General features: G+C 58.1%; 26 protein-coding genes and 1 pseudogene. 10 read left to right on the top strand and 17 right to left on the bottom strand.

The window, feature by feature from the left end; translation table 11 throughout:
• Position 1: 1 nt before the first annotated feature.
• Together CLG94_RS06980 and CLG94_RS06975 are read right to left on the bottom strand one after the other, a co-directional pair.
• Complete coding sequence (locus tag CLG94_RS06980; RefSeq protein WP_107562147.1) at positions 2 to 238, bottom strand: NIL domain-containing protein; 237 nt, start codon at positions 236 to 238, stop codon at positions 2 to 4.
• 231 nt (positions 239 to 469) lie between these two features.
• On the bottom strand, positions 470 to 709 hold the full coding sequence (locus CLG94_RS06975) for an NIL domain-containing protein (RefSeq protein WP_107562146.1): 240 nt from the start codon (positions 707 to 709) through the stop codon (positions 470 to 472).
• A gap of 276 nt (positions 710 to 985) precedes the next feature.
• On the opposite strand from CLG94_RS06975, the gene CLG94_RS06970 reads away from it, so the two are divergent.
• On the top strand, positions 986 to 1648 hold the full coding sequence (locus CLG94_RS06970) for a rhodanese-like domain-containing protein (protein ID WP_107562145.1): 663 nt from the start codon (positions 986 to 988) through the stop codon (positions 1646 to 1648).
• On the opposite strand, the gene sat is transcribed toward CLG94_RS06970, so the two are convergent.
• From sat to CLG94_RS06900, 13 genes and pseudogenes are all read right to left on the bottom strand, one after another.
• Complete coding sequence (gene sat, locus CLG94_RS06965) at positions 1649 to 2842, bottom strand: sulfate adenylyltransferase (RefSeq protein ID WP_107562165.1); 1194 nt, start codon at positions 2840 to 2842, stop codon at positions 1649 to 1651.
• Positions 2843 to 2876: 34 nt separating this feature from the next.
• The gene (locus CLG94_RS06960) at positions 2877 to 3635 is read right to left on the bottom strand and encodes a phosphoadenylyl-sulfate reductase (RefSeq protein WP_107562144.1); all 759 of its coding nucleotides are present in this window, start codon (positions 3633 to 3635) and stop codon (positions 2877 to 2879) included.
• Positions 3636 to 3807: 172 nt separating this feature from the next.
• A complete protein-coding gene (locus CLG94_RS06955) occupies positions 3808 to 4788 on the bottom strand; it encodes a YVTN family beta-propeller repeat protein (protein WP_161954073.1) in 981 nt (326 codons plus the stop codon).
• A gap of 68 nt (positions 4789 to 4856) precedes the next feature.
• Positions 4857 to 6608, bottom strand: coding sequence for a nitrite/sulfite reductase (locus CLG94_RS06950; protein ID WP_161954072.1), 1752 nt, complete (start codon positions 6606 to 6608; stop codon positions 4857 to 4859).
• Positions 6609 to 6656: 48 nt separating this feature from the next.
• Positions 6657 to 7598: a sulfite exporter TauE/SafE family protein gene (locus tag CLG94_RS06945; RefSeq protein ID WP_107562164.1), complete on the bottom strand. Its 942-nt coding sequence runs from the start codon at positions 7596 to 7598 to the stop codon at positions 6657 to 6659.
• 106 nt (positions 7599 to 7704) lie between these two features.
• A complete protein-coding gene (locus CLG94_RS06940) occupies positions 7705 to 8187 on the bottom strand; it encodes a M67 family metallopeptidase (RefSeq protein ID WP_133174658.1) in 483 nt (160 codons plus the stop codon).
• Positions 8188 to 8194: 7 nt separating this feature from the next.
• Entirely contained in the window at positions 8195 to 9130 is a 936-nt protein-coding gene (locus tag CLG94_RS06935; RefSeq protein ID WP_107562140.1) for a PLP-dependent cysteine synthase family protein, read from the bottom strand.
• Positions 9131 to 9182: 52 nt separating this feature from the next.
• Positions 9183 to 9428, bottom strand: coding sequence for a sulfurtransferase TusA family protein (locus CLG94_RS06930; protein WP_107562139.1), 246 nt, complete (start codon positions 9426 to 9428; stop codon positions 9183 to 9185).
• Complete coding sequence (locus CLG94_RS06925) at positions 9425 to 9679, bottom strand: sulfurtransferase TusA family protein (RefSeq protein WP_161954071.1); 255 nt, start codon at positions 9677 to 9679, stop codon at positions 9425 to 9427. The genes CLG94_RS06930 and CLG94_RS06925 overlap by 4 nt, the downstream gene beginning before the upstream one ends.
• A gap of 44 nt (positions 9680 to 9723) precedes the next feature.
• Positions 9724 to 10728: pseudogene (locus tag CLG94_RS06920) on the bottom strand (YeeE/YedE family protein).
• 31 nt (positions 10729 to 10759) lie between these two features.
• Positions 10760 to 11908, bottom strand: a complete 1149-nt coding sequence (moeB, locus tag CLG94_RS06910) for a molybdopterin-synthase adenylyltransferase MoeB (RefSeq protein ID WP_107562135.1) — start codon at positions 11906 to 11908, stop codon at positions 10760 to 10762.
• A gap of 19 nt (positions 11909 to 11927) precedes the next feature.
• Positions 11928 to 12842, bottom strand: coding sequence for a cysteine synthase A (gene cysK, locus CLG94_RS06905; protein WP_107562134.1), 915 nt, complete (start codon positions 12840 to 12842; stop codon positions 11928 to 11930).
• A gap of 33 nt (positions 12843 to 12875) precedes the next feature.
• Positions 12876 to 13325 (bottom strand): RrF2 family transcriptional regulator, encoded by a 450-nt coding sequence (locus tag CLG94_RS06900; RefSeq protein ID WP_107562133.1) that lies wholly within the window; start codon positions 13323 to 13325, stop codon positions 12876 to 12878.
• A gap of 377 nt (positions 13326 to 13702) precedes the next feature.
• On the opposite strand from CLG94_RS06900, the gene purN reads away from it, so the two are divergent.
• The 9 genes from purN to selD all read left to right on the top strand — a co-directional run bounded on the left by purN (position 13703) and on the right by selD (position 23199).
• The gene (gene purN, locus CLG94_RS06895; protein WP_239993156.1) at positions 13703 to 14386 is read left to right on the top strand and encodes a phosphoribosylglycinamide formyltransferase; all 684 of its coding nucleotides are present in this window, start codon (positions 13703 to 13705) and stop codon (positions 14384 to 14386) included.
• Entirely contained in the window at positions 14386 to 15987 is a 1602-nt protein-coding gene (gene purH / locus CLG94_RS06890; RefSeq protein ID WP_239993155.1) for a bifunctional phosphoribosylaminoimidazolecarboxamide formyltransferase/IMP cyclohydrolase, read from the top strand. The genes purN and purH overlap by 1 nt, the downstream gene beginning before the upstream one ends.
• A 73-nt stretch (positions 15988 to 16060) precedes the next feature.
• Complete coding sequence (gene purD / locus CLG94_RS06885) at positions 16061 to 17338, top strand: phosphoribosylamine--glycine ligase (protein WP_107562130.1); 1278 nt, start codon at positions 16061 to 16063, stop codon at positions 17336 to 17338.
• A gap of 77 nt (positions 17339 to 17415) precedes the next feature.
• Complete coding sequence (gene purE, locus CLG94_RS06880) at positions 17416 to 17922, top strand: 5-(carboxyamino)imidazole ribonucleotide mutase (RefSeq protein WP_107562129.1); 507 nt, start codon at positions 17416 to 17418, stop codon at positions 17920 to 17922.
• A gap of 40 nt (positions 17923 to 17962) precedes the next feature.
• Positions 17963 to 19519: a glycosyltransferase family 39 protein gene (locus CLG94_RS06875; RefSeq protein WP_161954070.1), complete on the top strand. Its 1557-nt coding sequence runs from the start codon at positions 17963 to 17965 to the stop codon at positions 19517 to 19519.
• Positions 19520 to 20545, top strand: coding sequence for a glycosyltransferase family 2 protein (locus CLG94_RS06870; RefSeq protein WP_107562127.1), 1026 nt, complete (start codon positions 19520 to 19522; stop codon positions 20543 to 20545).
• Positions 20526 to 21503 carry a lysylphosphatidylglycerol synthase transmembrane domain-containing protein gene (locus CLG94_RS06865; protein WP_107562126.1) on the top strand — a complete coding sequence of 326 codons (978 nt, stop codon included), beginning with the start codon at positions 20526 to 20528 and terminating at the stop codon, positions 21501 to 21503. The genes CLG94_RS06870 and CLG94_RS06865 overlap by 20 nt, the downstream gene beginning before the upstream one ends.
• 15 nt (positions 21504 to 21518) lie before the next feature.
• Positions 21519 to 22130 carry a phosphatase PAP2 family protein gene (locus CLG94_RS06860; protein ID WP_107562125.1) on the top strand — a complete coding sequence of 204 codons (612 nt, stop codon included), beginning with the start codon at positions 21519 to 21521 and terminating at the stop codon, positions 22128 to 22130.
• Positions 22131 to 22149: 19 nt separating this feature from the next.
• A complete protein-coding gene (gene selD, locus CLG94_RS06855; RefSeq protein WP_107562124.1) occupies positions 22150 to 23199 on the top strand; it encodes a selenide, water dikinase SelD in 1050 nt (349 codons plus the stop codon).
• Between the two features lie 110 nt (positions 23200 to 23309).
• Here the strand turns inward: selD and CLG94_RS06850 are convergent, their stop codons facing one another.
• Together CLG94_RS06850 and CLG94_RS06845 are read right to left on the bottom strand one after the other, a co-directional pair.
• Positions 23310 to 24386, bottom strand: coding sequence for an IPTL-CTERM sorting domain-containing protein (locus CLG94_RS06850; protein ID WP_239993154.1), 1077 nt, complete (start codon positions 24384 to 24386; stop codon positions 23310 to 23312).
• A 470-nt stretch (positions 24387 to 24856) separates the two neighbouring features.
• Positions 24857 to 25996: a glycosyltransferase family 9 protein gene (locus CLG94_RS06845; protein ID WP_161954069.1), complete on the bottom strand. Its 1140-nt coding sequence runs from the start codon at positions 25994 to 25996 to the stop codon at positions 24857 to 24859.
• Position 25997: the final 1 nt, after the last annotated feature.

The following is a 25997-nucleotide window of genomic DNA, read 5'->3' as shown; positions in this document are numbered from 1 at the left end:
CTCAGCGTCCCTTCTCCGGAGTCGGCTCCACCCTGATCCCTAAACCGGCCAGGTAGGCAATCCCCTTATTCAACGCTTCCTCCTCGCCGTCCAACTCCAGCATGACCTCGCCTGCCTGCTCCGTCACTCGCGCCCGGCGAATATTAGGAATGAGCTTAAATTCACGCGCAAGACGATAGATCACCGGCTCTTTGATCAGTGCCTGTGGGTAGATGAGTGTGATCATCCGTTTTGGCATCACATGGTCCCTTCACCGGTAACTACTTAGGTAGATAGACTGTAATCTTTTAGACTGTAGGAACGCGCACCGATGAGCCAGGCGTTTTCCGAATGCGACGCGAAAATGATGGAGACCGAAAAGGTTCTAGGCGCCTTGATTTGGTCCATGCGCAACGGCTAACAGCCTACAGCCTTCAGCCTAAACACCTGAGCAGCTACCTATCAAGCAACAATCAAGGACTCGATCTCCTTAAGAGACGACGTCCTGCTCGATGGGCGCCACATGGACACCATGATCCTCCAGCCACGTAATCCCATTCTCAAGCGGCTGAGGGTCTCCCTCAAGCTCCGCCATGATCCACCCGATTCCCTCGGTAAAGTCGGCCTGGCGAATATTGAAGACCACGTTGAAGGTCTGACTAAGCTGCCACAGGATCGGCTCCTCGGCCAGCTTACCGGTAAACGTTAAGTGTATGCGTTTTTTCGCCATTGCGTCTTTCGAAGAGCGATCTTAGATTCCATGTGAATACATATTCGACCACATTCCGCTTGAACCCTTCGTACGCAGTGAAGTATAAAGGGTTTCAACCGGACTGTAAAGCTCCAAGACACCCCTCAGAGGGATCCCTCTACTCGGTCACGAAACAGCCGGTGTGCCCTAATAGCATTGACAAGCGTAGTCAGGGTATACTCCACACAGGAGAAGCTCCACACGGAGGTAAGGCACAATGTGCAAAGTAATCTTCCCTCAACCAGCGTGAGCGCGATGCCAAGCGAGATACCGACGTTGACGCCACATCAGGCAAAGAGCGCATTAGACGAAGGCGTGCTGCTGATCGATCTGCGCCCGCACAAGGAGTTCGCGTCACGCCATATTCCGGGCAGTATCAACATCGTCTTCAGTCGTAAAAGCCTCTCTGAGCGCGTCGCGACCGCGATCCCACCCGGTCCCCCGATCATACTCCTCTCCGGCGAGGAGGGTGTTGCTGAGGCCGCGGCTGATGCGCTCCAGTGGGTGGATCGAAATCCTCTCCAGGGAATCGTCACTGGAGGCGCCGAGGCGTGGGACCACGCAGGATTGCCGCTGGTCCAACTGTCACAAGTGTCTGTCTCGGATCTCTGGCAACGCCTGAACGCTCCGGACGATGAACTGATACTGATCGACGTGCGGGAGCCGTTCGAGTGGGAGCTGGGCTATATCAAAGGCTCGCTGCTCATCTCGCTTGCAGAAATCTGGCAGCAGACTTACGGACTCGATCGCCGTCGACACATCGTCCTGATCTGCGAAGAAGGTGTGCGCAGCAGCACGGCGGCCAGCATCCTGCTTCACCACGGCTTCCCAAGGGCCGGCAATGTCCCGGGGGGAATTGGCCACTGGTTGACAGCCAACTACCCCACCATCCGCCTACCGAAGCCGCCAAAGAACTGATTATTCACCCTGCATCCATTCCGCCAGGATCTCGGAGACCTCCGGCCGCGTAAATTCTTCTGGTAGCGCCTCACCGCTCCGAAGGAGTTCACGAACGCGCGTGCCACTCAGCGTCACCCGCTCGGACGCCTCATGTGGGCAGGTCTTGGACGAGGCCATCCCATCGCAGCGACGGCAGAAGAAGGCCTCATCGAAGAAGAGCGGGGTGATGTCCAATTCGTCGCGTGACAGCCGCAGGAAGAGGTCACGGGCGGCGTATGGATGATAGAAGCCGCCTACCCCTGCGGGGTCCCGCCCAACGATGAAGTGGGTACATCCATAGTTCTTGCGCACGAGGGCATGGAAGACCGCCTCGCGCGGCCCCGCATATCGCATAGCGCCAGGGAAGACGCTCAGCATGACGCGCTCCTTCGGGAAGTAGCACTCCTCAAGCGCGCGATAGCATCGAAGACGGATTTCTGATGGGACATCGTCGAGCTTTGTCCGACCGACCAGCGGGTGGATCAGCAGGCCGTCCATCAACTCTAACGCGCATTTCTGGATGTACTCGTGCGACCGATGAATCGGGTTGCGGGTCTGAAACCCGACTACGGTCTGCCATCCACGCTCCTTGAACCGTCGCCGCGTCTCAGCCGGCACGCAGTAATAGTCTTCGAATCCCGGTAACGACGGGGGGCGAACCATGCTGATCGACCCGCCCACCAAGAGCTCTCCCCGCTGGTACAGGTACTGCACGCCAGGGTGGCGCGTCTCTTCTGTAGCGTATACCAGGCACGCCTCCGCGCGCTTGTCGTAGGGGAAGATCTCCTGCACTGAGAGGAGGCCAAGCAGCTCACCGTCCGAGTCCAGCAAGGCCGCCTCTCCCCCCTCCCGTAGCCCGGCCGCTTCCTCTTTGGGCGCGGCCAGGGTGATCGGAAGCGTCCACAGTATGCCGTTCTTCATGCGCATCTCATTGACCACCCCCTCGTAGTCACCCCGATCCATAAACCCTTCGAGCGGGCTAAAGACGCCAGTGGCCAGGCATTCCACGTCGGACACGGCCCTCGCGTTCAAGGAAATCGCGGGGAGATCCTGCGCCCTACCTATCGCGTCGGCCCTGGCCTCTCCTGTAAGTATCCGAGAGACGAGCCGCCCACCGTGAGGGAGGATCTGTGTCGGCGCCTCTGTCTCCGGCGATTCAATCGATTTCTGCATCGTGTGCTCTCCTGTCGACATCGTACCCCTCGCCTTAGCCGCGTGCGCCATGATCGCCGTGTCCGCTCTCCAGATGCAGCCCGCACTCCTTGGTCTCCGGGTTTTCCCACCACCATCGTCCAGCTCGTACATCCTCGCCCGGCTTGATAGCCCTCGTGCATGGCGCGCAGCCGATGCTGGGAAAGCCCTGGTCATGAAGAGCGTTGCTGGGCACATCGTGCTCGCGGATATACGCCCAGACCTGCGACTCGGTCCAATCGACGAGCGGATTGATCTTAACGATTGAGCCATGGCTCGCATCAATCTCAACAGCGTCGATGCCGGTGCGGGTCGCTGCCTGCTCCCGCCGGAGCCCGGTGATCCACGCATCAACGTTTAGCAGCGCTCGACCGAGCGGCTCCACCTTTCGGACGCGACAGCAGAACTTCCGTTCCTCGATACTCTGCCGGAAGGAATAAAACCCGCGCTCGCGCTCTAGCGCCTCTACGGCGTCTCGCCCCGGGAAGTAGCTCTCAATCGCAACCTTGTACCGTTCTCGGGTCCGCTCCATTATGTCGTACGTCTCCTCATGCAACCGACCTGTGTCCAGGGTGAAAATCGTGGTCGCCGGCTCGAGCTTCGACAGCATATCGATTAAAACCATATCTTCAGCCCCAAAACTGCTGGCGAGCGCCAGCTTGGGAGCGAAGGTGTCGATCGCCCACCGAAGCACCACCTCCGGCCCGGCCCCCCGGAACCGCTCGTTCAGTTCAATAATGCTCTCTGCGCTCTGAATTCCCGATTGTCTTTCCATCATTCCTCCTTATTGGAATATGTCAACGCACGTGAAATAATTCGCGCAGCTACACGCGAGGCTGCGACCATGCCATTACTTCGAAAGTCCCCAGTTCCCCTCTTACCCCCCCTTCTCTCTCCCCCCCCTTACAAAGGGGGGGTTGGGGGGGGTTATCTGTATCTTAGTAATCTTAGTGATGGCTCGCAGGAAGTACAGCGATCCCGTGAGGGTCTTTTCCTACCGGAATCTCAGCGACAACCTTCTCTGTTAGCGTATCGATGGCGATCACGGTATTGGTGTCACGGCTGGTCACGTAGAGGCGACGGCCATCCGGCGTAATCGTGATGATGTCGATCCGCTTGCCTGCTGGAATATCTTTTATAATCTTCAACTGCTTGCAATCGACAATCGACACCACATTCGCCTTGCGGCTCCCAACGTATGCTCGCTTCCCGTCAGGCGACAGCACAAGGCCATGCGGTTCGCCCTCTCGCGGGATCCTCGCCTTGACCTGGTGACTAATCGCATCGATCACGTCGATTCGATCGACATCCCCCGCTGTAACCAGCAGAAGCTTTCCGTCCCATGTGATATCTGTCCCCATGGCGCCCTTGCCTGCCTCGATGGTGGTAATGATCTTCCGGCTCTTCGCATCGATCACAGAAAGGTCCCCGGATCCCCCGTTGCTGACAAAGGCTCTCGCGCCTTTCGGATCAAAGACTACGAGCGCGGGGGCTTTCCCGACTGGGATCGTGTCGATCGTTTGCCGGAGTTGAAGATCAATGACTGTCACATCGTTTGATCCCGGGTTCGCCACCCAGAGCTGCTTACCATCGGGGGCAACGGCAAGGCCATGCGCCCTGATCCCGGCGGGAAATGTCGCGATCACCTTTCTCGTTTTTGTCTCGATCATGTTCACGTCGTTGGACGCCACATTCGCGACAAAGGCATGGGCGCCGTCCGGTGAAAAGGCGACGTTATGGGGCTTCTTGCCGCCCGGCGTGATCGTGTCGAGGACCGTATTAGTCTCGGTATCGATCACGGTGACGGTATGGTCTTCCTGATTCGTCACCCATGCTTCGTATGCGTGGGCCTGGCCGATCCACGTGACTCCTACTACCAAGGCTAGCCCGGTTATCCATGGCGCCAGCTTAACGACCCGTCTCCCCATTCCCTCTCCTCTCATTGTTGTTCATACCGACCTTCCCAGCCGACTACGGCACTCTCTTGATCCGATGATTACGCAGCGCACTCGCCAGGCCCGGTCTGGACGGAAAACGCCTCTTCAGCGTTATAGTCAAGATAGTGATCCGGCGCCTCAGAGACCGGCAGCAGGTCTGTAAAGGGCGCCAGGACTATCTTCACGGTCTCCAACCCATAGCGATCCAGAAAGCCGTTGAACGATTCGCCATCCTGTCGCTCTTTCTGATACAGACGGAGGACCGCCTCCACCGCACCCGGGATATTCTTTGCCGGGATCCGTGCCACCGGCTTGCCATATTGCGCCTGGCCCGGCGCCAAACTCGCACCCAGCAACATCTCGTAGGTCGGCACCTGCCGGCCGTTGAACTTTTTGGCGCCGCCATAAAACCCGATATTCGCAAGGTGGTGCTGGCCACAAGAGTTTGGGCAGGCAGAAATCTTCATCCGAATCCCCGCCTCATCCGCCAGATCCCTCAGTTCATCATCGAAGAGGGCTCCCAGGGCAGCCGCCAAGCCGCGAGAGGAGGTGATTCCGAGCTGGCAGGTATCAGCGCCTGGACAAGCGGTAATATCTGCCAACCGTTCAGCCGACGGGGCAGCCAAGCCGACAGCGTGGAGCAACCGATAGAGCGCAGGGAGGCGCTCAGAGGGAATCCACCTGAGGGCGAAGTTCTGCTGGTTCGTGCTGCGGACTGTGCCATCGCCGAACTCACGCGCCGCGAAGGCAAGGCTTCTAAGCTGTACTGAGGTGACGTCTCCGAGTTCGAGGCGAACATGAACCATCAGGTATCCGGCCTGCTTCTGCTTCAGCACATTGGTGGTCCGCCACCCCCGGTAGGCAGGATCGTCCGACTCTTTGATGGGACCCGCCGAAACAGGTGATGCACGATGAGGCGGGATCTCCTCCCAACTGACAAGAGGGGGAAACTGTCCGGCCATTGTTGATTCGAGTCCGGTCCGCTCCTGGAACACCAGTAATCGAAACTGCTCGATCCCCAGCTTGTTCAACAGGAACTTCATTCTGGCCTTGTGTCGATCGTCACGATTACCGAGGCGGTCGAATACGCGCACAATAGCGGCCACTGTCGGCAGGAGCCGATTCGCCGGCGTAAACTCCTCGAGCAACTCCGCGAGGTGTGGCGTGGGGCCTAGGCCGCCCCCGACATAAAGCTGAAAGCCCCGCTCCTCCTTTCCTGCTGTCAATCGGAGCGCAGCACGGGCACCGATGTCCTGGATAGGGGTGAGACCAAGGTCGTCGGGACAGCCGGAGAACGCGATTTTAAACTTCCTGGGCAGGTTCTGATTCATCGGATTGCGCAGGAGAAATCGCGTAATCGTAGCGGCATACGGGGTAACGTCGAACACTTCTTGAGGGCAGACCCCGGCGCAGTGCCCGACCGTAACGGTGCGAACGGTGTTTCCGCAGGCCTCTCTGGTCGTCAGCCCGATTGAGGCCAGGCTCCTCGTCAGTCCTGTCACCTGGTCGAGTTTGATGAAGTGGAACTGGATGTTCTGGCGGGTAGTCACGTGACCTACCCCCTTCGGAGCCTTCGCCGCCAGCTCGGCGAGCAGCTCCAGTTGATCCGAGCTGAGACCGCCCCACGGGATCTTGATCCGGAGCATCTGTTCCCCTTCCTGCCGCTGTCCGTAGACCCCGTTCTGCAGGCGGAACCGCTTGAACTCGTCTGGTGAGATCTCCCCATTCCAGAACCTTTGGACGAACTGATCGAAGGTATCGATCTCCTCCTCACTAGCCCAGGACGGCCTGTTTTCGCCCGCATCATTCATTATTGCCCTCCCCATCATTCACCGCTCGCTCGCTACCGGGCGATACACTCATGCAGGCAGATCGTCCTGGGTTATGGTCGGCGTTTTTTGATGCATGAGCCTGGAACCCCCATCAGGGGCATCGACAGCCAAGGCGGCCGCCGAGATCTCCGGCCCCCTCGTAAAGAAGCCGTAGAGTAAAAAGAGATCGATCATGATAACAGCCAGCCAGACACCGTAGGCACGCGGGCTTGCGATCAATCCCAGCTCGATAAATACCTTCGATAATCCAAAGCCCACCACCCAGGCATCGAAGCTCATACAGATTCTTCTGAACGTTTCAGCATTCATGCGTCTGATGATGTAGGCCCCTATCGGAATCCCGATCGCGACGCTCGGAACGATCGACGACAGGAGCCCCGTACTCTCTGCAGTATACACTCCTAGAAAGTAATACGCGGTCGCTGTCACGGTTGATTCGACCATTCTGATCAGACCAAGGGCGGCTCTAAACTCGCCTTTGACAAAGCCCTGGTTGTTAAACAGGAGCGCCAAAGGAGGACCAGAGATGGTGGTTGTTGAATAGAGAACGCCAACTCCGGCGCCGAACGGGACACCAATGAGATGTTCGGACCGAATCGGCCGCCTGACCCCTGCCGCCTGCAGCAGGATCAACGGCAGCACGATGAGATACGTGATCAGCTTAAGCCATCCCGGGTTCGCCATCGAGAGGAAATAACTCCCCGCGATGACACCAGGAATAAGGCCAAATACGATCGGTAGCACCCTCTTCCAGATCTTCCGGATGCTACTGCGATTGACGAGCAGCACGTAGCTATTAAGGGCCACCTCCACCAATACCAAGGCGGGATTCAGGATCCTGTTAGAATAGAAGATGAGGGCAACCGGGACGGTCAGCGATGAAAACCCATACCCTAGCGCCCCATTGACGGCGGCCGCAAAGAGCGTGATAGCTATGAGCGTGATTTGCCCGGTATCAAGGTCCATCATGCCCATTACTTCCATTCATCGCACGGTCATCCATCTCGGCCTCGGAGGCTTTGCACATCACTTCTCACTACTCCACGCAACCCTGAAAGAGAAGCTAGTCGTTGAGCTAAAAGACAGCAGATGGTTCTTCTGCAAACTCTTTTTTGATCGCGTCCCACCTGAATGCTTTGAAGTACAACACTTTCCCATTTTTCACTGACACGACAAGATAGTGCATCTGCGGCCACAACGGTTCACCGTCGAACAACGCCAAGTCTCGATCGGTCTCAGAGAAGTAGGCTTCATGATCTGGGTGTGAATGGTAGATAACGACAAACTCAAGACCTTTGGCATCAGCTTCGCTCTGAATCCGTAGAAGGTCCTTTGGGTCCATGATATAGGCGGTCCTTGCATCTCTCGGATAACGAATTGGATCGTCCTGCTGATACTGGTTCGCCAGATTCGCGCATCTGCGGATAATATTCGTACTCGGATCGCCTGGCTTCCCTATGACGACCCCGCAGGCCTCTTCAGGATATGCCTCCTCGGCGTGAGCGAAGATTTCGTTCAGCCCCGGTTGCGTATGGATCATCGGTTCGACAGGGCTCACCACAGGCCTACCACCAGAGGTGACTGTACATGTTCTCGCCCAGCGCGGGAAACTCCTTATGCCAGACACCCAGGCTCACATACTTCCACCCGCCATCGCAGAGGATTACCACGATGTTGCCCTTCTCCATTCGATGCGCCGTCCGGATCGCCACATGAACGACAGCCCCAGAGGACACGCCGGCAAAGATCCCTTCCTTGTTGGTCAGATCTTTGGTAGCGGCAAAGGCACAGCGAGAATCGACCATTATTTTGCCGTCCAAGAGGCTGGTGTCAAGGATCGGTGGAATGAAACCCTCATCAAGACTGCGAAGCCCCTGGACCAGATCGCCCGGATTCGGCTCCACGGCAATGACCTTGGTCTTGGGGTTACGCTCCTTCAGCCGTCTCCCCACGCCCATCAGGGTTCCGCCGGTCCCAAGGCCGGCCACAAAGACATCAACCTCCGGGAGGTCGTTCAGGATCTCCACCCCGGTCGTTTCGTAGTGGGCCAGAGGGTTGGCCGGATTACCGTACTGAAAGGGCATGTAGAGGGTTGGATCCTGCGCCACAAGCTCTTGAGCCAACTCAATAGCCCCATTACTCCCTTTGGTCCCATCAGAATAGATCAACTCGGCGCCGAAGATCTCAAGGAGTTGACGTCTCTCCGGGGTAGCGTTTTCCGGGATCACCGCCTTGACCTTGTACCCCTTCCTCCGCCCGATCATGGCCAAGGCGATACCGGTGTTGCCGCTCGTTGGCTCCAGAATCGTTTGGCCCTTCGTCAGTTCGCCGCTCCGCTCGGCCTGCTCGATCATGTACTTCGCTATTCGATCCTTCAAGCTGCCGGTCGGGTTCACTCCCTCCAGCTTGGCGAAGATCCGAACCTCTTTCTTGGGACTCATCCGCGACAGTTCGATCAGCGGCGTGTGCCCGATCGCATCAAGAATATCGACTTTTTTCATCCATGTCCTCTTTGTCGGCCTTCTCGTCCCCGGCCCACCTTCACCTTACGGGTCAGGCCTTTATTACCGTGATCGCCCAGTCAGTGTCATTCAACTTCGTCGCATCCGCAACTATATGCCCTTCACTGCGTAAACTCCTGGGAACGTTCTCAGCAGAACTAGGGTTATCCACTATGATTATCAGCGCCTGACCGCTTTGTAGCTCTTCCAGCGCCAATTTGGTCTTCACAAACGTGTAGGGGCATACCTCCCCCTTCAGATCAAGGGACTCGGCTATCTGCTCAGGCGCCCCACTCATTTCCCCTCCTCCAATAATGCAGGTGAGACTTTTTCCAGGACGATTTCCCATTGAGTTCTACCAACTTCCGAAATGGCGAGGACCGCATAACCTTCCTCCTTCGCCCATCTGGGGATATCTTCTACCGATTTCGCGTAATCGACAATTACCACTAGTTGATCACCGGCTGTAAGTTTCCCCATTTTCTGTTTGGTCAACATCAAAGGATACGGACAAATCTCTCCAGTCACATCAAGGGAGTACTTCGTCATCGCTGCCCCCATGATTTTACGATCGCCACCACGTTCGGAAGACTCTACGCCCGCTGGGCGTTTCGCGGCCCACGCTCAAACGCAATGCTACCAAACAACAGATAGACTCCGACCCATACTCCCAGGATAATACCGAGTGTCGCCGTCACACTGCTCAGTCCAAAGAGTGGAACTCCAGTCAGCCCATGACCGATGTTGCATCCACCCGCAATGCCGGCCCCCACGCCCATCAGCAGACCACCCCCGAGAGCCTGGAGAAGACGCTGAGCGCCAGGGGCGCGCCAGGCAAACTCTCCATGTGACCTCGCCGCCACGTATGCGCCCGCAATGAGCCCCACCCACATGAAACTCCCCCAGGTGAGCAGGGAGGTCTCACCGGTGAACAGGAACCCCGAGATCGTTCGGATCGGCTCGGTGATCGAAAGACCGTACTCCCTTCCGGTCAGGGCTGAGATCGGCCAGGCAGCCGTGGCTATCAGACCGATGGTGATGCCGCTCCTTGTCCAACTCCACCCTCTCTGGTAGCCGCCGGCCGGGCTTTTCAGAAGCCACCAACCGCCAACTATGACGAAGGTTACTACCAGTATCCATGGATTCACGCCCAAGAGGCGATCCAGCGTTGCGGGCTGCCCATCGATCTCAACCACGGAGCTCCGCAAGACGACTTGCACCGGCTCTAAAACGCCGTCATTGGTCATCGTGATCCCAAATACAAAACCGAGCAGCGCAATAATCGAACCCACCATCCCCTCACCGGACCGGTAAGTACTGCCGCTCCCTCACCCACCGGAAAAGGCCATTCCGATACCGAACACGAACCCGCCGCACAACGTCGCTACCCAAAAAAATGGTGTGACGCCCAGCCCGAACAGACCCAACGTCGCCATCGCCCTGACCCCGACCATCTGAATCAAAAGAGCCAGGATGTAGGCCCGTAGCAGGGTGAGATCCCGCGCCAGCAGGATATCGCGGAACGTAGAGTTCATGCAAAAGCGCCCACGCTGCAGGGCGTACCCGAAGGCTGCCCCGACAACGAGACCCAGGCCCATCATTCGGATCATGGCTGCGCCGTTCGCGGTCTCAGTGACCACCGCCGGGAACTCCACAAAACTCGTAGTAATCGATCAGATCGGTAATGGTGGGATGATCACCACAGACCGGACAGTTCAGATCGCGTCGCACCTTGACCTGCCGAAACTCCATCCCCAGCGAATCGAAGAAAAGAAGCCTCCCGGCCAGAGAATCGCCGATCCCGATCAGCAACTTAATCGCCTCGATCGCCTGGAGACTCCCAATAATACCGCAGAGTACACCCAGTACGCCGGCCTCCTGGCAACTTGGGACCAGCCCTGGTGGCGGCGGTGCAGGGTAGAGACAGCGATAGCAGCCCTGCCCTGGAGCGAAGACCGTCACCTGGCCTTCGAACTTGAAGATACTCCCATCTACGAGTGGTTTCTTCAGCAGTACACAGGCGTCGTTGACCAGGTATCGGGTCGGAAAATTGTCGCAACCATTCACCACCAGGTCATACTGACTGATGACCTCTTTCGCGTTCGCCGAGGAGATGATCGTTTGAAACGGCTCTACCTTTACGTCCGGATTGATCTGAGCAATCGACTCGACCGCAGAGACAACCTTTGGTCGTCCCACATCATCCACGTGGTGGAGGATCTGGCGTTGCAGGTTACTCAGGTCCACAATGTCGGCGTCGATGATGCCGAGGCGACCGACGCCGGCAGCGGCCAGGTAGAGAGCCGCAGGGGAACCCAGACCACCCGCCCCGACGAGCAGGGCCGAGCTGTTCAGAAGCTTGCGCTGCCCTTTACCGCCTACCTCAGGGAGGATGATGTGGCGACTGTAGCGACGAATCTGCTCTTCACTGAACGGAGCGCTCCCCCCAGCCATAGCCGGGATCAAGATCACCTCGTCCCCGTTCTTAAGCGCGGTCCGCCTCCCTCCAAGCTCCTCCACAGCCACGTTATTGACATAGACATTGACATGACGGTGGACCTCTCCAACTCCATCGAAGACATGTTCGCGAATACCTGGAAAACGCCTCTCCAGATCCTCTAGAAGCTCTACCAGATTGTCCCCATGCCCCTCGACGACGGGCTGATTCTGCGTCAGTCTTCGATACGGGGTCGGGATGCAGACACGGATCGCCACACTACGGTCACCTTCCGGTGATGTCATCCCCTGAGAGGTATTCTCACCACGATAGCCATCCATGCGTTCGCTCCCTTATTGATCAGAATGAGACCGACAGGTACCGCTCTCCTGTGTCGGGTAGGATCGTCACCACAACCTTCCCAGCTTGCAGCCGTTCGGCGACCACTATCGATGCAAAGACATTGGCCCCGGCCGAGATCCCTACCAGGAGGCCTTCCTCTCTGGCCAGGCGAGAGGCCATTCGATAGGCATCCTCGTCCTCAACGGCGATAATCTCATCAATTACCTCCATGTTCAGCACGCCGGGGACAAAGCTCGCGCCAATTCCCTGGATGCCATGCGGCCTAGCCCTGCCTCCCTGTAACACGGGGGATCTGGCCGGTTCCACCGCGACCACCTGAACGCCAGGGACTTCCCTTTTCAGCACCTCACCCACCCCGGTAATCGTCCCGCCAGTCCCGACGCCTGCCACGAAAGCGTCAATTTGCCCGTCCGTTGCCTTGAGAATTTCTTGCGCGGTGGTAAGGCGGTGAGCCTCCGGGTTGGCCGGATTCACAAACTGTTGCGGCATGAAGTAACCAGGATTTTGCGCCACGAGAGTTTCTGCCGCATAGACTGCGCCGCTCATTCCCTCGATGGCAGGGGTGAGTATCACCTCGGCCCCGTACCGACCGACTAACCTCCGCCGCTCCGTACTCATATCCTCCGGCATCGTCAGGATCAGGCGGTACCCCTTGACCGCCGCCACCATCGCAAGTCCGATCCCGGTATTGCCGGAGGTCGGCTCGACAATCGTGTCACCCGGCTTCAGCCTCCCGCTCCGCTCGGCCGCCTCGATCATGGCCAAGGCGATTCGGTCCTTCACGCTTCCGCCCGGATTGAGCGACTCCAGCTTTCCAAGAATTCGGGCCGATCCAGGGCGCGGTATTCGCTGTAACTGGACCAGCGGGGTGTCGCCTATCAACTCCAGGACATTTCGAGCCAACCGTGGCATCTACTTATTCAACCTCCAGGCAGCCCAGACGGGTTAGATCTGGTAGCTTACTCCCTCTCGCTCCTGTCTCGTACGGATCTGTCGGCTGAGGTCTTCAAGCGTGGTGTGGTCCACAATCTTCACCACGGCATCGCGCACGTCAGCCCAGAGATCCCGGAGGCCGCAGCGAGGCTCCTCAATGCAGATCTCTCGCGGCCCACTCCCAACACAGAAGATAGGGATGATCGGGCCCTCCATGGTCCTGATGATGGCTCCGACCGTAATCTCTCTGGGGTGCTTTGCCAGGTAGTAGCCCCCGCTGACTCCCCGCTTGCTTTCGAGAAAGCCGGCTCGCTTGAGGCTTAACAGGATCTGTTCCAGGTAACGGGCCGGCAGGTGTTGTCGTCGGGCGATATCCTCTATCTGAATCGGCCCTTTCTCATAATGGAGAGCCAGATCTTGCATGGCTCGTGTAGCGTAGTCGCCCTTCGCGGACACCTTCATTTCTAATCACCTAGTAAATACCTAGTAAGTCGATTGAGTTACTTGATAGTTATAGCTTCAGCGAAGAATCATGTCAAGAATTTTTTGTAACATCGGATTTAGACAGGATAATTAGACAGCCACTCACTTGTGATTCGTCGCCTTACGTCGCTATAATTCTCTTGCCCAATTATTCTCCCTCTGCTACCCTCACTTCGGTTTGTCGAGCTCTATGTGTCGGTAGGTCTGGCGTTGCCATGACGTGCCTTCGTAACGTGTGCAGAGCCCGCGAATGCACCCTTCCAAGATAGCACTGCCCCGTGAAAGCTGAGTCACGCACACCGACAACCGGAGTCCTGACGCAGCAGGGCAGGATATGCGGGAAGAATGCTGGGTGAATGAGGGGTCGAGAGGGCATGCAGGGACGGCTCAGACTTGGCGTACTGGCATCCGGTCGAGGCAGTAACCTACAAGCGATCATCGATGCCTGTGAGGGCGGTCAGGTCGATGCGGTTATCGCCCTTGTCATCAGCGACGTGGCAGAGGCCTACGCCCTCGAACGAGGTCGCCAACATGGAATCGAAGCCGTCTTCCTCGACCCATCTCTGCACCGCACGAGTGAAGAGTTCGATGCGGCGGCGATCGACCTGCTGCGTAGGCACGAGGTGGAGCTGGTTTGTCTAGCCGGATTCATGCGCCTGCTGAGCCCTCATTTCATCCGGGAGTATCGGAACAGGATCATGAATATTCATCCTGCGCTTCTCCCTGCCTTCCCTGGGCTGCACGCCCAGCGCCAGGCGCTTCGGTGTGGCGCGAAGGTCTCCGGATGCACCGTCCACTTCGTGGATGAGGGGGTCGATACCGGTCCCATCATCATTCAGGCCGTCGTCCATGTGCTGGACGATGACACCGAAGAGGCCCTCTCGGCCCGGATCCTCGCGCATGAACACCAGATCTATCCGCAAGCGATCCAACTCTTCGCCGAAGGGCGGTTGGAGATTAGAGGTCGTCGGGTGCTCTGTCATGGGACCAAGACCTCTCAGGCGCACGACAAGCGGGCATGGGGAGCGATGAACCCGTGATGATGTCAACCGGGCTTGCGAGCGAAAAGGGATCGGTACACGTTCGACGGGCCCTGATCAGTGTATCCGATAAGGCTGGGCTGATTGAACTGGCGTCGGCTCTACAGAGTCTGTCCATCGAGATCATCTCTACCGGCGGAACGGCTCGCGCCCTGCGGGAAGCCAACATTCCGGTGGTCGATGTGGCCGACATCACAGGCTTCCCTGAAATGCTGGACGGGCGAGTCAAAACGCTCCACCCGAGGATTCATGCCGGTATCCTGGCGAAGCGAGACGACCCCGAGCACCAGCGGCAACTGCGCGAGCTCGGTCTCCTCCCCATCGACCTCGTAGTCATCAACCTGTACCCCTTCGAGGCCACTGTCTCCAAGAGCGGCGTTACGCTGGAGGAGGCCATCGAGCAGATCGATATCGGCGGACCAAGCCTCATCCGGGCTGCTGCAAAGAATTTCGAGGACGTTGCGATCGTCGTTGATCCGGCCGATTACACTACGGTTAGCACAGAACTGCAGCAAGCGCAGGGCTGCCTATCGCGGGCCTGTCGGCTGCATTTAGCGACAAAGGCCTTCGCGCACGTCGCTCGTTATGACGCGCTGATTGCCGCGTATCTGGAGCGGCAATGCGGTGAGGCAGATGAACCTGTGCTCCCCAATCTCCTCGATCTTCGCCTGGTCAAGGTGAAGCAACTCCGTTACGGCGAAAACCCGCACCAGCAGGCTGCCCTGTATTGCGACGCACTCGCAAGTGAACCTTCTGTGGCGGGGGCACAGCAGCTTCAGGGGAAGGAACTCTCGTTCAACAACCTCCTGGACCTTGACGCAGCCTTTGCCTTGTCTAAAGAATTCGATGAACCTGCCGTTGTCGTCGTGAAACATACAAATCCCTGTGGCGTCGGTATCGGTTCCAGGCTGAGTGAGGCGTATCAGCGTGCCCTGTCCGCAGATCCGATCTCGGCCTACGGCGGGGTTCTTGGGCTTAACCGCCAGGTGGATGCCGAGACCGCGCGCGAGATCGCTGCCACCTTTGTGGAGGCGATTGTTGCGCCGGGATACCATGAGGCGGCGCTCGCCATCCTTAAAGAGAAGAAGGCCCTTCGGCTCTTACTGATCGAGCCTTGGCCAGGAACGATACCCCCTGATCGAGCGGCCCGAGAGCTGCGGCCGATCGTTGGCGGGATGTTGGTACAGGAACGGGACCAGGTCGATCTGAACCCCAACACCCTCCGTGTGATGACCCGCCGCGAGCCTACTGATGCCGAAATGCGAGCGCTTCGGTTTGCCTGGAGGGTGGCGAAACACGTAAAGTCAAACGCGATCGTCATGACAAACGACTGTGCCACGGTAGGGATAGGCGCCGGACAGATGAGCCGGGTCGATGCCTGCCGACTGGCGGTGATGAAAGCCATCTCCCCCACACGTGGAACGGTCCTGGCGTCAGATGCGTTCTTTCCGTTTCGAGATGGGGTTGATACTGCGGCTGAGGCGGGGGTAACCGCGATCATCCAGCCAGGCGGCTCGATCCGTGATGCCGAGGTGATCCAAGCGGCGGATGCGGCCAACATCGCGATGGTCTTCACCGGCATTCGACACTTCCGGCATTAAACGCAGGGGATAGGGTGTGGGGGAAAAGCCAAGCCCTTGCCTCTACCCTAGACCCTATACCCTTGGAGGGTGCATGCAGGTTCTCGTAATCGGTTCAGGCGGAAGAGAACACGCCCTCGCGTGGAAGATCGCTCAGAGTCCGAAGGTGGCGAAGGTCTGGGTCGCACCAGGAAGCGCCGGGATAAGTGAGATCGCCGAGTGCGTGGAGATCAGCGCCTCCGACTTCCGCCTGCTGGCAGATTTCGCCGAACAGAAACGGATTGACCTGACCGTCGTGGGACCAGAAGGTCCGCTTACGCTTGGGATCGTAGATGAATTCGAGCGCCGCGGACTCCGCATCTTCGGACCCAGGAAGGATGCTGCCCTCATTGAGGGGAGTAAGGTCTTCGCCAAGAGCTTCATGAAGAAGTACCATATCCCCACCGGCTTCTTCCAGTCGTTCGACCGGGCAGAGGAGGCCAAGCGATACATCCAGGAGATCGGTGTCCCCCTCGTCGTGAAGGCCGATGGCCTGGCGGCGGGAAAAGGAGTCATCGTCTGTTTCGATTTGCCAGAGGCGCTGGATGCGGTCAAGAAGATTATGGAAGATCGTCTCTTCGGCGACGCCGGCGAGCGGATCCTCATTGAGGAGTACCTGGAGGGAGAGGAGGTCTCCTTCCATGCGTTGACTGACGGAGACGCCGTCTTGCCGCTGGCATCATCCCAGGATCATAAACGCGTGTTCAATGACGACCAGGGCCCCAATACCGGCGGCATGGGCGCCTACTCTCCAACGCGGGCCATCACCGAGCCGATCCAGCAGCAGATCATGGAGCGCATCATGATCCCGACCATCAGAGGCATGGCGGCCGAAGGACGACCATACAAAGGCGTTCTCTATGCCGGCCTGATGATCAGGGCGGGCGAGATCAAGGTGCTCGAGTTCAACGCCAGGTTCGGCGACCCCGAAACGCAGCCGCTGCTCCTGCGAATGAAGTCTGACCTGGTCCCGCTGCTAGAGGCAGTCGTAGACGGTCGACTACGGGACCAGACAATCGACTGGATGCCGGACGCGAGCGTCTGCGTAGTCATGGCCTCAAGAGGTTATCCCGGCCCGTACGACCAGGGCGCTCTGATCGCCGGGCTTGAGGAAGCGGCAGCAGAGCCTGGTGTCATGATCTTCCACGCCGGGACAAGCTGCATGGAAGGTCAGATCCTCACCGGAGGGGGGCGGGTCCTGGGTGTCACCGGCCTCGGTCAAGACATTCAAGGGGCGATCGCCACCACCTACAGAGCGGTAAAAAAGATCCATTGGGAAGGCGCACACTACCGGACGGACATCGGCGTTCGCGCCCTCGCCAAGGCCTCATAGCGGTATGGCAACGCAGCCCGTAGTCGGGATGGAAGAAAAATACGTGGAAGGAGCGACAGTTGACCACTCATAACAGTATGGCAACGCAGCCCGTAGTCGGGATCGTCATGGGCAGCGACTCCGATCTGGCAGTCATGGAACACACCGCCAAGGCGCTGGAGCGGTTCGGGATCCCGTTCGAGCTCAAAATCAGCTCTGCCCATCGTTCTCTTGACGCTACACTTCGCTATATCCGTCAAGCCGAGGCGCGAGGGATTAAGGTGATCATCGCCGGCGCCGGCGCCGCGGCTCACCTCGCGGGCGTCATTGCAGGCCAGACCATACTCCCGGTCATCGGGGTTCCACTGGCATCGAGTTCGCTTAAGGGCCTGGACGCGCTTCTCTCTATTGTCCAGATGCCCGGGGGGATTCCGGTTGCCACCATGGCTATCGGCGAGGCAGGGGCAAGGAACGCCGGCATCCTGGCCGCGCGAATTCTGGCGCTGTCAGATGAGGCCCTCCAACATACGCTGCAATCATTTAAGGAGGCTCTGGCCTCTGAAGTGGAGGAAAAAGATCGCACGCTCCAAGAGCGCCGTTCCTGAACTCCCCCTACCACAGAGCCCTTACTCCAGGGAATCGTTCATGAATTTGGCGTACCCGGCTAGTGGCCGGCAGGCGTCGCTGCTGTTCCTCTTCTTCCTTGGCCTCGTCACCACCTTTCACCTCTGGTTCATCAACTCAGGCCACTTCAATCTGGCGCCGGACGAAGCGCACTATTGGGTCTGGTCGAAGCGACTGGACTGGAGCTACTATAGCAAGGGGCCGATGGTGGCCTACATCATCGCCCTATCCACCCGGTTAGGGGGCGACACCGAATTCTTTATCCGGCTCCCTGCAGTCATACTTTCAACTGGAACCGCCTTACTCACGTTCCTATTGGCAGTTCGGCTCTGCCGCTCCACTATTGCCGGTCTGGAAGCAGTACTGCTCCTTGCCGCCATACCGCTTTACGAGGCGGGCTCAATCCTGATGACGATCGATGCGCCGCTGGTATTCTTCTGGTCTCTCACGCTGCTGCTGATCCACCGCGCTCTCACGGCGAACGGCAACGGCTGGTGGCTCCTCGCGGGAATCAGCCTCGGACTTGGTTTGCTCAGTAAATATACGATGGCAGTCATGGTGCCGCAGATTTTCCTCTATCTTGCATTGTCCAGAGACCATCGGTTCTGGATGCGGCGATCAGGTCCCTACCTCGCTCTTGGGGTGGGGCTCCTCCTCTTTAGCCCTGTCATATATTGGAATGCGACGCACGGCTTGGTCTCGTTTCGCCACCTCCTGGAGCAGCTTGGGGGGGGAAAAGATACGGTTCTGCCGCTGAAGAGTCTGGGGGAATTTGTGGCATCCCAGGTAGGTGTGGTGACCCCCGTACTGTTCGTTGTACTCATGATCGGGCTCTGGGGGGTTGGAAGGACCGGACTTACCCGACGCGGTGACGACGCCTCGCTGTTTCTCTTCTGTGCCTCCGTGCCCCTGCTGCTCGCTTGCGTCATCACCAGCCTGTGGACAAAGGTACAGGCGAACTGGGCCGCGCCGGCCTTTATCGCTATGGCCATAGCTGCCGCTAAGTGGCGATCAGGCGCACCCATCCAAGGTTACTCTGCCTTGCGATGGACGCGCAGTCGTGCCCTTTTCGCGGTCGCCTTACTGACCGGGTTCCTCGTCAGCGCCATTGGTCACTTTCCGCACGCACTTGCCTCGATCGGTCTGCCGCTTCCTCACAAGCTCGATCTGACCCGGCGCCTCCGAGGATGGGCAGATCTCGGCACACAAGTTAGTACCGTCCATCAAGAGATGAGTCGAAATAGATCGACATTCGTCTTCAGCGATCGGTATCAGATTGCCAGTGAGGCGATGTTCTATGTACCGGCTCATCCGACCACCTTTAATATCCAACTCGGGCGGCGAATGAACCAGTTTGACGTATGGGGAGGAACCGAGGAAGTTCGAGGTTGGGACGCCATCTTTGTTACGGATCGGTCTGACCCCCCAGATGCCGTTCTCCGCTCCTTCGACATGGTGAAACTAGAACGGACAGCTCACCTCTCGAAGGTCGGCCAGTTGCACGCCCTTGACTCGTGGTCAATCTTTCGCTGCTACGGTTTCCGTGGATTCCCTCCGGCGCAGCAGCTCGGGTACTAGATGAGTGACGACTCACCCCGATGCGCTTTGAACAACGATCCTCAGCAGGCGCCGTGGTTGTCCATCATCATCCCCTTTTGTAACGAAGAAGAAAACATCCGGCCCCTCCACGACCAGATCATCGCGGCCATGGTCGGTATTGGACGGCCCTACGAGGTGATCGCCGTGGACGATGGCAGCACTGATCGGACACTGGCGGCCCTTGAAGCGATCGTGAAGGACGACCCGAGGTGGAGTGTGGTGGTGTTCCGACGAAACTTCGGGCAGACTGCTGCCTTATCCGCTGGCTTTGACCACGCCAAGGGCGACGTGATCGTGACCCTCGATGGGGACCTTCAGAACGATCCAGCCGATATCCCCAGGCTGCTGGAGTCGATCCAGGACTACGACGTAGTAAGCGGCTGGAGGGCCAATCGTAAGGACCCCTTCCTCTCCAGGCGGCTGCCTTCTATGCTTGCGAACTGGCTCATCTCCGTGACAACCGGCGTAAAGCTTCACGACTATGGGTGTACCCTGAAGGCGTATCGACGGGCGGTAGTGGAGAATCTCCGGCTGTACGGAGAGTTGCATCGGTTCATCCCCGCCATTGCCAGTTGGATGGGGATCGCCATCGCCGAGATCAAGACGAACCACCGCCCCAGACAGTTCGGACGCTCCAAGTACTCCATAGCACGAACGGTACGGGTTCTCCTGGATCTCATCGCTGTAAAATTCCTCCTCCGATTCAGCACGTCCCCAATTCACATCTTCGGCGGACTAGGGCTCACCGTCGGAGTCACCGGCGGAGGGTTACTCCTGTACCTGACCAGCCTCAAACTGCTCATGGGCCACTCGATCGGTGGGCGGCCGCTCTTGCTGCTTGCGATCCTCCTCCTGATTCTGGGGGTGCAACTGGTGGGCATGGGCCTACTCGGCGAAATGGTGGCACGGGTCTATCACGAAACGCAGGGCAAACCGATCTACATGGTTAAGCGAACGATTTACGGTCAGCAGGCCGGAGGAATAGATGCTGAATCCGATCAATAGATCCGCAGCCAAGTCCTGGCAGTTTTGGCTAAAACTCGCCGGTAGCCTGGCGCTGCTGTCTTTCCTCTTGGCCAGAACCGATCTACACGCCATTGGGACGCTCTTCCGTTCCCTGCGCTTTCCCATCTTTTTCGCCTCCATCTTTCTCTACATCCTTGCCCAGATGCTCAGTGTTGTTCGCTGGAGATGCCTGTTGCTGGCAGAAAAAATCAACATTCCATTCTGGCGGCTGACTCTACTGTACTTCGAGGGAATGTTCTTCAATCTGATGCTCCCCACCTCTATCGGCGGCGATGTGATCCGCGGCTATCGGGTCTTCCAGATGACCCGGCGAGACAAAGCCTCACTGGCCTCTATTCTCGTCGAGCGGCTCTCCGGCTTTGTCGCCCTTGCTATCATCGCCTGCATCGCCATGATCCCAGCCTACACCTATTTGAACGACCCCGTCGTCGTATGGTTGGTGGTCATGGCGGCCACGGGGGTCATCGGGATCGTCGCAGGCTTGCTGAGCGTTCGACTCCAGACGCTGTTCTTTAGGGTGCTGAATGGGGTGGGGCTAGGCCGGTTCCACGAGAGGCTGGAGCAGCTGCACGAATCGATCCGGCGATACTGGACTCACCGGCAGGCCCTGTTACAGGCAGTTGGTCTCTCACTGATTCTCCAGTCGCTGGTAATCATGATCTTCTACCTGACCTCACGCGCTCTGAATCTGTCCGTCGATGTTCGCTATTTCTTCCTGTTCGTCCCGTTGATCAACGTCATCTCGATGCTGCCAGTTTCCATCGCTGGCATAGGTCTCCGCGAGGGAAGCTCCGTCTACTTCTTCTCCAAGGTCGGTCTGGATTCGGCTGGCGCAATTAGCCTATCCTTATTATTTTTCGCTGTCACAGCCCTCTGTAGCGGGTTGGGAGGGATCGCGTTTCTGGTCGGTCACTCTCAGCACCGGATGGACCCGTAAACTGCGGAACCAACCATGCCTGTTATGCCGTGGCTAGAGAGACTGCGCGAGTGGGATGAAGCCGGATTCCGCCTGATTAACGGAAGCCTGCGGAACCAGATCTTCGATCTCCTGATGCCGTTCGTCAGCAATAAATGGAACTTCGCCATCCCGGTGGCCGTTCTGCTTATTTACGTATTGATCTTCCGTCCAAAACGAGATCGCATCATAGTCGTTTCCGCCATCGCTGTCATTCTACTCACCGATGGAACCAGCCACATCCTCAAGGATCTGTTCCAACGGACCAGGCCATTTCATCCTCTCAGGGATGCCACGCATCTCGTTTCGTTCTCCTTTCCTTCAAACCATGCCAGCAACATGTTTGCCTTGGCTACGTTTCTCTCCTATAATTACTCACGATCAGGGTTGCTCTGTTTCCCTTTAGCAGCTCTGGTTGGATATTCCAGGATCTATGTTGGCTCGCATTATCCGTTCGATGTGCTGGGCGGAGCGTTCTGGGGAGTCCTGATCGGACTTCTTGGCGCCGCAGCGGTCCAGCGTCTCATGCGGAGCGCGCGAGTTCAGCATGCGAGAAGATCGAGAGGCAAAAAGGACCATCCGTCCTGCGGGCCGGAAACCTTCCAGTAGCACCTTAAGGAGATCAATGATGAGTGATCAACGGATTCGGCTAACGTCCTTGTCGCATGGGGCTGGCTGAGCGTGTAAGATCAGCCCTGCTGATCTGGCCCAGGTGCTGGGCCAACTTCCACGATTTAACGACCCTAACATCCTTGTGGGGACGGATACCTCCGATGATGCCGCTGTCTACCGACTGGACAGTGGACAGGCGATCGTCCAGACCGTAGACTACATCACACCCGTAGTGGACGACCCCTATAGCTGCGGTCTGATCGCTGCCGCCAACTCTCTGAGCGACATCTATGCCATGGGCGCTACTCCACTATTCGCTCTCAACATCGTCGGTTTTCCGGTGGGAACGCTGCCGCTGAGCGTCCTGGGGGAGATCCTTCGTGGCGGAGCCGATAAGGTTTGCGAGGCTGGCGCCTCAATTATCGGAGGGCACAGCACCGATGACCCGGAGCCAAAGTATGGCCTCGTCGTCACCGGGCTGATCGATCCTGCAAAGATCTTTAAGAATTCGACCGCCCTCATTGGGGATGATCTGGTGCTGACCAAACCTCTCGGTATCGGGATCATTACCACAGGAATCAAACGCGACAAGGTCTCGCAACCAACGATTGATGCTGCCATAGCGATGATGGCCGCGCTGAATAAAGACGCCTCGGAGGCCATGGTGTCGGTAGGAGCACACGCCTGTACTGACGTCACAGGCTTCGGGCTGCTGGGTCACCTGCACGAAATGACAGCAGGTAGCAAGGTGGGAGCGCGGGTGTCGCTCTCAAAGGTTCCCGTTCTTTCCGGGACGTGGGAACTGGTCCAAGAGGGAATCTGCCCTGGCGGCACGCGACGGAACCATGAATCGCTGCAAGGAGCCATTGTCTGGGATCCAGAGATTCGGCAAGAGGCCCAGCTTATCTTATGCGATGCCCAGACCTCCGGTGGCCTCCTGATCGCGGTACCGAAAGACAGAACTTCGGCCCTGATTGAGCGCTTACGGGAGCGTCAAACGCCGGCCTTTGCCCTCATTGGCGAAATCATCGAGGATCCGGAAGGCCGGATCTGGGTGGAGCCGTAATCGGTAACAGGTAGATAGGCTGAAGACTGAAGGCTTTTAGGGGTAGGAACCGAGAAGATCGTAAATAGCTTGATTCGTGCCTTGCGAACAGATCCCTCGGCGGAGGATAGTTATCGACTCACAATGGACCTGCGAGCGATCCGCAGAGTGAGTGTAGCGGCCATGGCGCCTACTAGAAGCAACAGGGCGCCATCCGAGAGGGTTGGGATAATTGGGATATCTACAGAGGTGAAGGCGACCCCAGTGGGGGCCGTGCCGACCGTAATCGGGCTGCCAATCACACTGTTTGTAGCCGTAGCGATGACCGAGACGGTATTCGAGGATTGATTGGGCACGTACACCGATCCCCCGTCCGGACTCACAGCCAGGAAGTCAGGCCTCTCCCCTACCGGGATCGGGATGCCGACCACGGTGTTGGTGGCTGTGTCGATGACTGAGACGGTGTTGGCTACAAAGTTGGATACGTAGGCGTGGGCGCCGTTCGGGGTGATGGCGATACCGACGGGATTGGAGCCGACCGGGATCGGGATGCCGACCACGGTGTTGCTGGCCGTAGCGATGACTGAGACGGTGTGGGAGCCTGAGTTGGCGACATAGGCGAAGGCGCCGTTCGGGGTGATAGCGATGCCAGTGGGATTGGTCCCGACCGTGACGGTGCCAACGACCGTATTGCTGGCCGTAGCGATGACTGAGACGGTGTTGGAGCCTGAGTTGGCGACATAGGCGAAGGCGCCGTTCGGGGTGATAGCGATGCCAGTGGGATTGGTGCCGACCGTGACGGTGCCAACGACCGTATTGCTGGCCATAGCGATGACTGAGACGCTACCGGGGATGGAACCGAAGTTCGTCACGTAGGCGAAGGCGCCGTTCGGGGTGATAGCGATACCGACGGGATTGGATCCTACCGGGATCGGGATGCCGACCACGGTGTTGCTGGCCGTAGCGATGACTGAGACGGTGTTGGAGCCTGAGTTGGTGACATAGGCGAAGGCGCCGTTTGGGGTGATAGCGATGTGCTCAGGCGTTAGTCCGACTGAGATATTGGTTAGAACAGTTTTTGTAGCGGTGTTAATGACAGAGACACTGGCCGAGCCAGCATTCGTCACATATGCCGAAGACGCAGCCTCCGCCGCCCTCACCGTCCAGGATGCCCCAATAACCAGACAGACAATACCGGCGAGAGCCAAGCCCCATGGGAGCCGGCCACTATCTCCTGGAAGAGCTGATTGCCTATAAGTGATCGGTAGAGCTCGCTTCACCATCGTGTCCAGTGTCGATCAGATACGCCTTCATTGCCAGCAGCTTTCCTTTCCGCTGTGTCGCGCAAGAGCCCGTTAACAGTAAGCAAACTGATCCCTTCCTGTCAAGGGAATTCGCCCTTTCAGTGTAACCATTCAGTGAGAGGGGGGAAATCATTAAAAATAATGTGGTATTTTTTTATAAAATCCCCCTTAATCCCCCTTTTTCAAAGGGGGAAACGGTTAGTCCCCCTCTTTGGAAAAGAGGGGTTAGGGGAGATTTTCCACCCGTAACTGAATGGTTACCTTTCAGTCAGGTAAATAGGCAGAAGACTGAAGGCTGTTGGAGTAGGAACCGAGAAGCCTGATAAATAAATTATCGCTTTTTCTGGAGGACTCGACTAACCCTGCAGCTTCGGTTACGAGAGATCGCGGCCTGTTCGACATGCCGAACTTGTGGCCAGGAGAGCGGAGGCGGCTTCCGTCACCTCCTCAACAGAGATCGAGCGCATACATAAACGATCCGCTTCAATCTGACACCGCCGCTTTGAGCAAGGGCTGCAAGGAAGGGGGACACGGAGCACAACCCCACCTGCCTGGCCGGTAGGCGGGTCGCCTCCGTAGGGACCGATGAGACGTGGATCGGTTGGGCCAAAGAGCGCGACAAGTGGGGTTCCGAGCGCCGCTGCCAAGTGCATGGGACCGGAATCCACCGTCACCAGGAGGTTGATTCGCCGGAGGAGGGCGATCAGGACCTTTAGGTCTGTCCGACCCGCCGCCACGAACGGGGCTGGGTTCATGTGGCTTACCAGACGCCTGGCCAGTGGAAGGTCCGATGAGGAGCCGATCACAAGGATCCTGGCCCCATGCCGCTGTGCCAGCACTTCCCCCACACGCGCAAATCGCTCCTCTTCCCAGAGTTTCGTCCGCCAACGCGCCTGAGGATTCAGGGCGATCACCGGATTATTCGGCGTCACGGCGGCCTCAGCCAGGAGCGCCTCAGCCCTCGCCCCGTCCTCGGGTCGGGAAGGGAACACGAACGCTTTCGATAGTGGGTCTGCTCCCAAAAACCTGGCGGCTTCCAGGTACCGGTCCACGGCATGTAGCGGTCCTGGTGGAAGCGGCACCACGTGAGTTAACGCGCGATCGCTCCCCTCGCGCCCCCCCGCGAGACCGACCCGATATCGCGCGCCGGTACAGACCACCGTGAGGGCGCTCTTCAGCAGTCCCTGTAAATCGACAACAAGGTCGTACCGACCCTGACGAAGATCAGCGATAAGCGCGGTCATCTCTCGCAGCACCTTCGCCCCGCGGAAGGGGGTCCGTACCTCCCGTCCCCATCGCCTGCGGCCTGAAACGATGACCCGATCCAGCAAGGGATGACCCAGCAGCAGCTCTGCCGCCTCCTCCTCCACCAGCCATGCGATGTGCCGATCAGGGTACCGCTGTCTGAGCGAGCTAAGGAACGGGAGCGCGTTCACCACATCGCCGATGGAGCTCGGCTTAATGATGAGGATGCGCTGGACCTGCTCCATCGGCACAGCGCCGATTGAAGACACG

The sequence above is a fragment of the Candidatus Methylomirabilis limnetica genome (genome assembly GCF_003044035.1).
In the GTDB taxonomy this organism is placed as follows: domain Bacteria; phylum Methylomirabilota; class Methylomirabilia; order Methylomirabilales; family Methylomirabilaceae; genus Methylomirabilis; species Methylomirabilis limnetica.
Note: the sequence above shows the minus strand (reverse complement) of the source record. Positions and strands in the feature narration are given on the sequence as shown.